Annotated in this window: 19 protein-coding genes; all 19 read left to right on the top strand. The window is 56.6% G+C overall.

Translation table 11 applies throughout. The features are described from left to right. The first annotated feature begins 13 nt into the window (after positions 1-13). The gene (locus tag BM070_RS25380; RefSeq protein ID WP_434803214.1) at positions 14-64 is read left to right on the top strand and encodes a phage upper tail fiber protein; all 51 of its coding nucleotides are present in this window, start codon (positions 14-16) and stop codon (positions 62-64) included. Between the two features lie 67 nt (positions 65-131). After that, the gene (locus tag BM070_RS24935; protein WP_175518598.1) at positions 132-302 is read left to right on the top strand and encodes a hypothetical protein; all 171 of its coding nucleotides are present in this window, start codon (positions 132-134) and stop codon (positions 300-302) included. Positions 303-337: 35 nt separating this feature from the next. Then, positions 338-559 carry a hypothetical protein gene (locus BM070_RS23565; protein WP_092942727.1) on the top strand — a complete coding sequence of 74 codons (222 nt, stop codon included), beginning with the start codon at positions 338-340 and terminating at the stop codon, positions 557-559. 16 nt (positions 560-575) lie between these two features. Next, positions 576-845, top strand: coding sequence for a hypothetical protein (locus BM070_RS23560; RefSeq protein WP_092942724.1), 270 nt, complete (start codon positions 576-578; stop codon positions 843-845). Between the two features lie 240 nt (positions 846-1,085). Beyond that, positions 1,086-1,505, top strand: a complete 420-nt coding sequence (locus BM070_RS23555; protein ID WP_092942721.1) for a hypothetical protein — start codon at positions 1,086-1,088, stop codon at positions 1,503-1,505. Continuing rightward, positions 1,387-1,719 carry a hypothetical protein gene (locus BM070_RS25390; RefSeq protein WP_491896639.1) on the top strand — a complete coding sequence of 111 codons (333 nt, stop codon included), beginning with the start codon at positions 1,387-1,389 and terminating at the stop codon, positions 1,717-1,719. Before BM070_RS23555 ends, BM070_RS25390 begins: the two co-directional genes overlap by 119 nt. After that, complete coding sequence (locus BM070_RS24685; RefSeq protein WP_139222981.1) at positions 1,665-2,309, top strand: hypothetical protein; 645 nt, start codon at positions 1,665-1,667, stop codon at positions 2,307-2,309. Before BM070_RS25390 ends, BM070_RS24685 begins: the two co-directional genes overlap by 55 nt. A gap of 448 nt (positions 2,310-2,757) precedes the next feature. Beyond that, positions 2,758-2,970, top strand: coding sequence for a hypothetical protein (locus BM070_RS23550; RefSeq protein WP_092942718.1), 213 nt, complete (start codon positions 2,758-2,760; stop codon positions 2,968-2,970). A 17-nt stretch (positions 2,971-2,987) separates the two neighbouring features. Then, a complete protein-coding gene (locus BM070_RS23545; protein ID WP_245785346.1) occupies positions 2,988-3,257 on the top strand; it encodes a hypothetical protein in 270 nt (89 codons plus the stop codon). Between the two features lie 134 nt (positions 3,258-3,391). Further along, positions 3,392-3,724, top strand: coding sequence for a hypothetical protein (locus BM070_RS23540; protein ID WP_139222980.1), 333 nt, complete (start codon positions 3,392-3,394; stop codon positions 3,722-3,724). Positions 3,725-3,736: 12 nt separating this feature from the next. Then, complete coding sequence (locus tag BM070_RS24680; protein ID WP_139222979.1) at positions 3,737-3,982, top strand: hypothetical protein; 246 nt, start codon at positions 3,737-3,739, stop codon at positions 3,980-3,982. Between the two features lie 17 nt (positions 3,983-3,999). Continuing rightward, a complete protein-coding gene (locus BM070_RS23535; RefSeq protein ID WP_092942713.1) occupies positions 4,000-4,236 on the top strand; it encodes a DUF3331 domain-containing protein in 237 nt (78 codons plus the stop codon). A gap of 21 nt (positions 4,237-4,257) precedes the next feature. After that, positions 4,258-4,482, top strand: coding sequence for a hypothetical protein (locus BM070_RS24675; RefSeq protein ID WP_139222978.1), 225 nt, complete (start codon positions 4,258-4,260; stop codon positions 4,480-4,482). Between the two features lie 16 nt (positions 4,483-4,498). Further along, positions 4,499-4,738, top strand: coding sequence for a hypothetical protein (locus BM070_RS23530; RefSeq protein ID WP_092942710.1), 240 nt, complete (start codon positions 4,499-4,501; stop codon positions 4,736-4,738). A 16-nt stretch (positions 4,739-4,754) separates the two neighbouring features. Beyond that, the gene (locus BM070_RS24670; protein WP_139222977.1) at positions 4,755-5,177 is read left to right on the top strand and encodes a hypothetical protein; all 423 of its coding nucleotides are present in this window, start codon (positions 4,755-4,757) and stop codon (positions 5,175-5,177) included. Between the two features lie 5 nt (positions 5,178-5,182). After that, entirely contained in the window at positions 5,183-5,407 is a 225-nt protein-coding gene (locus BM070_RS24665) for a YehS family protein (RefSeq protein WP_175518597.1), read from the top strand. 56 nt (positions 5,408-5,463) lie between these two features. Further along, positions 5,464-5,775 (top strand): hypothetical protein, encoded by a 312-nt coding sequence (locus tag BM070_RS23525; protein WP_245785345.1) that lies wholly within the window; start codon positions 5,464-5,466, stop codon positions 5,773-5,775. Position 5,776: 1 nt separating this feature from the next. Beyond that, positions 5,777-7,150, top strand: a complete 1,374-nt coding sequence (dnaB, locus tag BM070_RS23520; protein WP_092942707.1) for a replicative DNA helicase — start codon at positions 5,777-5,779, stop codon at positions 7,148-7,150. A gap of 41 nt (positions 7,151-7,191) precedes the next feature. Then, on the top strand, positions 7,192-8,328 hold the full coding sequence (locus BM070_RS24660; RefSeq protein ID WP_139222975.1) for an AcrVA2 family anti-CRISPR protein: 1,137 nt from the start codon (positions 7,192-7,194) through the stop codon (positions 8,326-8,328). The last annotated feature ends 176 nt before the right edge of the window (positions 8,329-8,504 follow it).

The raw sequence follows: 8,504 nt of genomic DNA, 5'->3' as shown, positions 1-8,504 counted from the left end.
CACCACCGAAGAGGTGATGATGACCCAGGCCGAGTACGACGCATTGCCCGAATTCCAAGGATAGTTTTGGGCTGAAAGCGTGCGCCGGCGGCACCCCAATGGCGTACCAGCCGAGTGAATGAAAGAGCACCATGCCACAGCAAAAAGATGATCGCCTGTTGGATCGTCGCCCACACCAGCTGTTCAGAATTCCAGGGGATACTGAAACGGTGATGGGGCGATTGGCCAAGGCCCGCCAGGAGCAAGTGGAAAAGCTTGCCTTCGCGCAAAAGCTGACTGCGGCGCCGAAGCGGCGTAAATGATGAGAAGCCGGACTTTGGAAAGCTCGCTAATCCGGATGCCAGACTTTTCGAGTCGCGCCGATGAGCAGGTTCTGGCATTGCTGCGGTATCAGCGTAAGCCATGCGACGCCTACGTCCTCGCACGCATGATGGAGCTGGGGCCGATGGCGGTTGGGCAGGCATTATCAAGGCTTGAGGCCGCTGGCGAACTGAAAACCAAGGATGAGCTTGGCTCGGTCAATGAATTGGCTGCGCAGTTCTCCCCTGTTCGATCCTGATCCAGCAGGAGAATCAATGGATTCGGTCTACCAATTCGAACATGTGCAGTTGAGCGCTGATGGATCTACCGTTTGGGTGCACGCGCTGGATGGGTCAACTGTGGGACGTTTTTCCAAACGGTTTGGGCTTGATGTGCATACGACTGTCACCCAGCAGATGGGTGGCGCGGCGCAGTGCCTGCATTGCACCCACGTAGCACCAAGCTCGGATGACTGGCTGATTTTTTGCGATCTGATGAATCAGCACCACGGCATTGAGGTCAACCCTAGCTTGATCCAATTTTGAGCGGGAAGTCCGAGAGCCTGTAGCAGTGCCAGGAAGCGTGTCGTTTGATGTGCGAGGAGGCGTCGCACAAGCCTGGGCCGAGGACGGCCGTACTTTGATCGCTGAGATGGTGAAGGCTCGCGTCGTGTGGATGGGGCTCGCAGGTACTCGTCTGGAGGGCATGGAACCCTTTGAAGGTCCTTGTGGAACACAGTACCACACCATGGAGTGGCAGCAGATTTACTGAGAGGAAAGCAGCCAATGCAGACCTACCCTGTCGCAGGCCCTGGCATGTTGGACCCTATGTGGTTCAACACGGTGAGGCATGGCCAGCACTCGGCCGAGGTTGCGGCTGACGGGAGTGTGACGGTCAATGGTGTCGCACTTCGGTTGTGCCGCGGTGCGCCGGCTGCTGGCACGGCCGTGCGTGTATGGCTCAACGGCTCGGGTTTCTTCGTCTGCGCTACACACGAGGAGATCGAGCGCGAAGCGCAGGCCTGGCATGACGCCGAGGCGGCCAAGACCGAGGAGCGCCGGCTGCAGCTCAACGCGCTGCGCGCCGATGCCGAAGCATTCAATGGGCGGATCGTGCTGCCAGTGCGCTGGGATGTGGGTATTAAAGATGTGCTTTCCGGCCTCTCTGAGACCTCCTGGGGTGATGGCCGCAGCAAAGAACCGTAGAGCTGTCTACCTGCTTGAAGAACTGCAGGCAGGGCGTTTGAAGCGCCAGGCTGGCGACTTCCTTTGCACATCGGCCAGCGGCACGAACGGCAAGCGCTGGTCATCCGTCGTTGATCGTGCCCACGACGGCGACGGCCAATCCTTCCAACCCAAGGTCACATGCAAAGCCTGCCTGGCACAAGCTCGGCGTTGGATGCGGGATTACTCCAAGTAAAGAGAGGTGGCGATATGAAATTCACGCTAGTAGATATCTACGATATCGATAAGGATCACGAAGTTGGAGGCCAAGATCTACCATTCCGCGTCACTGTTAAGGTAGAAGGAGGACGTGCGGAAGAAGCGGTGAAGAGTGACTTCTTCAAAAAGCTTGAGCCATTCAACATTCAGCCCAGTATCCGCAACCATAGATCGGATCATGTGGAGTTTCTGACTTTTGCCTTCGATACAGATATCCGTAAACACTTTGGCGTGCCACTCCCAAAGTCAAAGGAGGATGAGGACTTTGAGCGTTTCTACAGAAGTTCATATGCGAAGACGGTCGGTGAACTCAAGGCCGCGATCGCGGACCTTCCAGACGAATTCCCTCTTGTCTACACTCCAATAACTCTCCCTGGTGAGCATCTCCCAAACCATCAAGGCTTGAAAATTCATACTGGTGAATGGGCGTTCACTGGGCCTGGACTACCCACCTGGAGCGGCACAGCGAAGTGGAGCCTGCGAATTGGCGGATTCGATCATTCTGACTGGTCGAAAGTAATGGACGGTAGTTGGCGAAACGTGACTGCTGCAGATATTCGGAAATAAACCATACGAAAGCATCCTGTGCACTGCTACAAGACGCCTTCGTTCCAGAAGACCTGTTCCTTGTCGTTGAAGTCGTAAAAAACCCTGCGAAGCTCATACGAGCATGCCGGCCTACGAAAAATAAGCCAGACCCTGGAACGGTCCAGGCCTCACACAACTGGAACGCAAACTTGCGACGTATCTCAATCCTCAAGGATGAGCTGCTGGCACATGCAGAAAAGAACTTCAAGCAGCATATAAAAATTCCTTGAATCGGGGTACAAGTGCCCCTACAATCAAGGCATTAACCACCGCCAAGAGGCCAGATGCCACGTGCTGTCGCTACCCGCACCGTCCACCCTGCGACCGTGGAATCCCTTGTGCGCTCGGGGGTCACCATCAAGTCGCTTGATGGTTTGTGCCGGCTGGCTTGGAATCTGAATAGCAAAGGAAAAAGGAGGGAGCATCCATGAGCACCACGACCGATATCCTCCAGCGCGTCGATACGTTGAACGAGTCGGGCAAGGCGCTGACGGCGGAGCCTGTGCGTCCCCGCATCAAAGCATTGATCGACGCCGGTCTGTTGAAGTCTTCGCGGATGCTGTGCGGCCCGCTGGGTCTGCCCACGGGCGAGGTGTGGCTGCGCCTCACCGACGACGGCCGCAAATTGCTGGCGACCTGAGCGAAGGGAAGCAAAGTATGGCAAGCATCGAAGAGATTAGTTCGCAGGGGCCATCGGCTTTTGTCAACCAGCTTCGCGAGATGGAGGACGAACAACTTCTGGCGCAGCAATTTGTCCAGCAAGGAGCGGTTCATGCTCTCAGCACGTTGCTCAAAGTCGGATGCACGGAATCGAATGTCGCGGAAATGCTGGCCAGTCTTCGGCAGAACGCGCAGAGGATTCGCGAAGAGGTTGAACGTCGCGGCAACCCTAACCTGTTTGAACATGATCAGACAGGATTCAATTGAATAAATCGAGGGAAAAATGTATGGCGCTATTTGACAAGTCACTTCATGGAACGCCCTTTCGAGGTCTTGTCATCCAAGGATTTGACGGGTACTGCGGCTACCTTGGGGTCCCTAAAGACCATTGGATCGCCGACATGGACGCATTGGAGTTTGAGTGCCATGGGGGCATCACTTTCCGTGGCTTTGGGGACGGTGATCATCGGCCAGTAGGTTGGTACTGGTTTGGCTGGGATTACCAGCATTTGAGCGACAAGCCGGTGCTCCCTGCCGAAGGTATGCCGTCAGAACTGGTCAGCATGCTGGAGAAGCACTTCAGCCCTGGAAAGAACTGGACTGTTGAAGAGATCGAGCACGAACTTATCGACGCAGCGATTGCATTGTCGGCAATTTTGGAAGAGGTCAAGAAAGCTGCCGGTGTGACCGTGCAGGCGGTAATGAATCGCGACGGCAACGTCCGGAACATGTAGGAAACCAGAGCCATGAGCAGCATGAGCGCCCCCACTGCGCACATCTTGCGCAGCATCGCAAGAGTTGCTGCTAGGAATGCTTTTCGACGGGCACAAACTGCTGACGCGCAGCTGCTAGACGAAGCCAAGATGACGGATCGTTTCACCTGTACTGATGCAGAGATGCTTGTGCTCCTGCGTGTCGAGTTGGCCCGCGTGCAAGGCCAAAGTCGCGGCGGTCATGTGACTGCAGTGCGCCGCAAAATCACCAAGAGCTGATGAAGGGAAAACGCCCCATGAGCAAGCTGCTTTCGATTAACGAGCGCCCAGGCGACGGTCTGGCGTCGTTGACCGTCCGCGACTTGGGCGAGGTGTACTCGGGTCAACTCTGGTCGAAGTGCAAAGCTCGAAAGCCTGGCGTGTGTGACGCGAGCGGTGAGCGCTATCGGCCTGGAGCTGAGATTTACCGCCCAGCGGGCAACTCTCGGAATCGCAGCATGCGCATCTTGGCTGCGCATATCGAAAACACCTGACACCAAGGAAACCGCCCCATCATGACCACGCCTACTCTGAAGCAAATGCGAGCCCGCATGAACAGTGGTCACCGCCAAGTGCTGGAAGCCGTTCGTGATGGCCGCAAGCTCAGTGCTGGTCGGATGAGCGATGCGCGCGGGCTGATGACCTGTCGCAGCACGCTGGTGATGTGGGGTGCAATCGAAGGCGAAGGCGAAGGCCTAACCGAAGTCGGGCACCAGCTGCTTGCAGAACAAGTGGCCTAAATCATCAAGAAAGACTATGACGAAGCAAGCTCGCGACTACACCGACTTCGATAAGAAGATGCTGGCCCTTATCGCCTCCGGCGAGAACACGGCAGCTGCATTGACCACGGCGCTGGATGCCGAGGCCAAGCCGCTGATGAACCAGCCAAAGGAAGAATTTCGAGTGGTGGACCGCCGTCTGCAGGCGCTGCGCAAGAAGGGTTTGATTACCTGGGAGCGTCGTGGCCAGTTCGTCGTGTGGTCGCTCATGAAGTAGTCGAGGAAGCAGAGCCATGAAATACCAGCTACGTTTCCTGCTGCCTTTTGAAACGTCGTTTGTGGAGGTCGAGGGGGAAGATTTAGCGGATGCCGCTTGCAGCTTACTGGGGCTTCATCTCAAGCGGGCGCTTTTCATTCGGCCTGCTGATGCCGGTCGATCTGACGGTGACACGAGCTATTTTGCGCAGATGGAGTGCGAGGGAGAGGGGGCGTTTACGGCGCGGTACTTCTTCGGAGGAATCGGGCGTTCGGGCGGCGTGAAGCCGCTGCGCAATCCCTTGCAATGTTCGTCCGTTGCAGAAGTCGAAATGCGCCTTGGTCTAGAGCCAGGCTCCTTGGACTGCGAATGGATGGGGGAAGAGTCGGCCGAAGACGCCTGGAACAGAAAGCAACAAGCTGCGTGGCAATTGCTGACTTTGGTAAAAGAAGGTACATGAACCCTATGAAAACAAACAATGAGCGTCTGCGCGAGCTGGTCGATGCGAGCGGCTTGAGTCAGCCTGCAGCGCTTGCGATCTTCAACTTGGGAATGGGACCTGCTGGCTATTCGATCAACACATTCAAGGCGTTTCTTGTTCGCTCTGACTCACCCAAGTTCCGCCCCCTTAAAGATGAACTGCTGGCACATGCAGAAAAAAACTTCAAACAGCACGTCAAAAGTTCTTGACGCGGGGTACAAGTACCCTCAAAATCAAAGCATCAACCATATAAAGTCCGGATGCCATGAAGCCCACCTCCTTGACCGAGAGCGACCTTGAAGTCGATATGAAGGCGACATTTGAGGCTAGGTACCAACGCGACTGGAATGACCCGGCAAGCGAAGAAATGGCAGCTGTATGGTCAGTTGCCTGGATGGCGTCCCAGGGTTTAGCCAAGTCGCTCCTAGCAGAGTCTCTGGGGCATATCACCGATAAGCCTTGGGATGACGAATCGCTCTTACATTCCCGAATTTCTGATTTCCTTGGACTGGAGATCAAGTACCCGGAGATGGTGAATCAGATCAAGGCCGAGCTGGCTGGTAAGCAGGGATATTGAAATGCGCGATGAACAATTGGAGCAGCTCCGTGTGCCACCACACTCCGTTGAGGCAGAGTCCAGCGTGCTGGGTGGCCTGCTGCTGGACAACAACGCCTGGGACCGCGTGGGTGACCTGTTGGTGGACAGTGACTTCTACCGGCTTGAGCATCAGCTGATCTATGCGGCCATCGGCAAGCTGGTCAATGCCAGCAAGCCGGCCGACGTGATCACGGTCTTCGAGGAACTGCAAAGCCTGGGCAAGGCCGATGAGGTGGGCGGGATCACCTACCTGAACAATCTGGCGCAGTACGTGCCCAGCGCCAGCAACATCCGCCGCTATGCGGAGATCGTGCGCGAGCGCTCCATCCTGCGCAAGCTGGTCACGGCCAGCGACGAGATCTCCACCAACGCCTTCAATCCCAAGGGCAAGACGGTGGAGAAGATCCTGGACGAGGCCGAGGCCAAGATCTTCGCCATCGGCGAGGAGGGCTCGCGCAACAAGCAGGGCTTCCAGTCGCTGGACACGCTGGTGATCGACCTGCTGGACCAGGTCCAGGAGATGGCCGACAACCCCATGGACGTGACCGGCGTACCCACGGGCTTCGCCGACCTGGACCGCATGACCTCGGGCCTGCAGGCAGGTGATCTAGTCGTGCTGGCCGCGCGCCCCTCCATGGGCAAGACCTCGTTCGCCGTGAACATCGCCGAGCACGTGGCGCTCAATGAAGGCCTGCCGGTCGCCATCTTCTCGATGGAAATGGGCGCCAGCCAACTGGCGGTACGAATCGTGGGTTCCATCGGTCGGGTGAACCAGGGCAACCTGCGCACCGGCAGACTCAGCGACGAGGAATGGCCGCGCCTGACCGAGGCCATTGAGCGGCTGCGCACCGTGTCGCTGCACATCGACGAAACGCCGGGCCTGACGCCGGGCGAGCTGCGGGCCAACGCCCGGCGACTGGCGCGCCAGTGCGGCAAGCTGGGCCTGATCGTGGTGGACTACCTGCAGCTGATGAGCGGCTCTGGTACCGCCAACGCCGACAACCGCGCCACCGAACTGGGCGAGATCTCCCGGGGGCTGAAGATGCTGGCCAAGGAACTGCAGTGCCCGGTGATCGCGCTCTCGCAGCTCAATCGCTCGGTGGAGCAGCGCGCCGACAAGCGGCCCATGATGTCCGACCTGCGGGAATCGGGCGCCATCGAGCAGGACGCGGACATCATCATGTTCATCTACCGCGACGACTACTACAACAAGGAGTCCAAGGAGCCGAACATCGCCGAAGTCATCATCGGCAAGCAGCGGAACGGTCCGACCGGCACCGTGAAGCTCTTCTTCCAGAAGAACCAGACGCGGTTCGAGAATCTGTCCCAGGGCTATGGCGGCAGCGACTATTGATGTCGTTCAGGCTCGCGGCAACCGTGAGAGCAAGGGAGATCATGCAGATCAAGATCAACAAGCGAAGTGTCTATGCGCCTATCCGGTATGAGGCAACGAGGCCATTCGCAATCCATGTCGGCAAACATTTCATCGCAGAGAGCAAGCGGGGCGAGGCTGCTCGTATGGCGTTTGTACGCGAACAACTTCTTCCTCTGTTGAAAAGGGCTGCGGCAAAAATTGGAAGGGAAAATGGACCTGGTCCGCTGCAGTGCGAAATGGTCAATACGCAAGTATTCGGATCATACATGGACGGAGGAAAAATCATATTTGATCTTTCTGAGTCTTTGAGACAAACCCTGCTTATCACCGATGCCGAAGACATTCCCTGCGGGGAGTTGGTGTTCCCTGCGAAATGCTTTTACCTGCACTTTGGCGCGGAATCTGGTCTGAGCAATGATGGGGTCAATATTGAAGGTGCTTTTGTCGCGTGCTTGGATGACAGAATGACGATTGACCTTGTGCCTCAGGGATTTGGTCAGCCCCATTTCCTATCACTGCCAATGGGTGAGTCAATGATTGGAGTGTCTGTTCTTCTCAATGAGCCATCGAAGCTTGTATCGCAAGCTCTGGTTGACTCCATTGCAGATGTTCTTGCTGCAAATGCAAAAATGTATGAACAAATGGCAGGAATGGAAAGGCGGCTTGAGCGACAGTATGGCCAAGTGGTGAAGGTGCCCGCTCCAGTGGAACGTTTGGCGGAAAAGGGGCCGCTGTTGCAGAAGGCACTTTCACTCATTGTGAACACAATGTTCTACCTTGCGGTCGAGCCCCAGGATATATCGGACGACTGGGGGCGTGACACTCCAGCGGAAGCATTGGTTGCATTGCAGGCGGCTATAAAGCCAGGAGCGGTTAAAACCATTGAGAACACACTGCTTAAGGCTGGGTACTCCAAGGTGCGCTTTGCGGGCAAGATGTTCGCCCAGTCCATTGCGGCACGCCATATCCGGGAGGTCGCGGAGAGTGGGAAAACAATCGCCGCCCATTTTCGACGCGGCCACTTTAGGCGCCAGCCTTACGGTCCAGAACGCACTCTTCGCAAGACGATTTTTGTCGCCCCGGTGCTGGTCAATGCCGGCTATGGGGGTGAGGCGCAAGGACGAATCTACGCGGTTCCCCCTCCTGAAATCTCCTGAATGGTCACATACCAGTGAAGCCTTTGAGATTGCTGATCGAATTGAGTATTTCTCAGATCGTGGATCGTATCGGCATGCCCCTCGGCGATTGGCCTGGCAATTGTTATGCGGTGTCATGTGCCATTCTGGAGCGAGGCCTTGTAAGAGGCCGAGCTGTCTATGGTAATTACTGGGGG

Source organism: Paracidovorax wautersii (assembly GCF_900113035.1).
Lineage (GTDB): Bacteria > Pseudomonadota > Gammaproteobacteria > Burkholderiales > Burkholderiaceae_C > Paracidovorax > Paracidovorax wautersii.
Note: the sequence above shows the minus strand (reverse complement) of the source record. Positions and strands in the feature narration are given on the sequence as shown.

Excerpts from the sequence above, each read along its gene's own strand:
- BM070_RS24935 (WP_175518598.1), top strand. The coding sequence starts at position 132 with ATGCCACAGCAAAAAGATGATCGCCTGTTGGATCGTCGCCCACACCAG.
- BM070_RS24680 (WP_139222979.1), top strand. The coding sequence starts at position 3,737 with ATGAGCAGCATGAGCGCCCCCACTGCGCACATCTTGCGCAGCATCGCA.
- BM070_RS23530 (WP_092942710.1), top strand. The coding sequence starts at position 4,499 with ATGACGAAGCAAGCTCGCGACTACACCGACTTCGATAAGAAGATGCTG.
- BM070_RS24675 (WP_139222978.1), top strand. The coding sequence starts at position 4,258 with ATGACCACGCCTACTCTGAAGCAAATGCGAGCCCGCATGAACAGTGGT.
- BM070_RS23560 (WP_092942724.1), top strand. The coding sequence starts at position 576 with ATGGATTCGGTCTACCAATTCGAACATGTGCAGTTGAGCGCTGATGGA.
- BM070_RS24685 (WP_139222981.1), top strand. The coding sequence starts at position 1,665 with ATGCAAAGCCTGCCTGGCACAAGCTCGGCGTTGGATGCGGGATTACTC.
- BM070_RS23555 (WP_092942721.1), top strand. The coding sequence starts at position 1,086 with ATGCAGACCTACCCTGTCGCAGGCCCTGGCATGTTGGACCCTATGTGG.
- BM070_RS23525 (WP_245785345.1), top strand. The coding sequence starts at position 5,464 with ATGAAGCCCACCTCCTTGACCGAGAGCGACCTTGAAGTCGATATGAAG.
- BM070_RS24665 (WP_175518597.1), top strand. The coding sequence starts at position 5,183 with ATGAAAACAAACAATGAGCGTCTGCGCGAGCTGGTCGATGCGAGCGGC.
- BM070_RS23540 (WP_139222980.1), top strand. The coding sequence starts at position 3,392 with ATGGACGCATTGGAGTTTGAGTGCCATGGGGGCATCACTTTCCGTGGC.
- BM070_RS23535 (WP_092942713.1), top strand. The coding sequence starts at position 4,000 with ATGAGCAAGCTGCTTTCGATTAACGAGCGCCCAGGCGACGGTCTGGCG.
- BM070_RS23545 (WP_245785346.1), top strand. The coding sequence starts at position 2,988 with ATGGCAAGCATCGAAGAGATTAGTTCGCAGGGGCCATCGGCTTTTGTC.
- BM070_RS23565 (WP_092942727.1), top strand. The coding sequence starts at position 338 with ATGCCAGACTTTTCGAGTCGCGCCGATGAGCAGGTTCTGGCATTGCTG.
- BM070_RS25390 (WP_491896639.1), top strand. The coding sequence starts at position 1,387 with ATGCCGAAGCATTCAATGGGCGGATCGTGCTGCCAGTGCGCTGGGATG.
- BM070_RS23550 (WP_092942718.1), top strand. The coding sequence starts at position 2,758 with ATGAGCACCACGACCGATATCCTCCAGCGCGTCGATACGTTGAACGAG.
- dnaB (WP_092942707.1), top strand. The coding sequence starts at position 5,777 with ATGCGCGATGAACAATTGGAGCAGCTCCGTGTGCCACCACACTCCGTT.
- BM070_RS24670 (WP_139222977.1), top strand. The coding sequence starts at position 4,755 with ATGAAATACCAGCTACGTTTCCTGCTGCCTTTTGAAACGTCGTTTGTG.
- BM070_RS24660 (WP_139222975.1), top strand. The coding sequence starts at position 7,192 with ATGCAGATCAAGATCAACAAGCGAAGTGTCTATGCGCCTATCCGGTAT.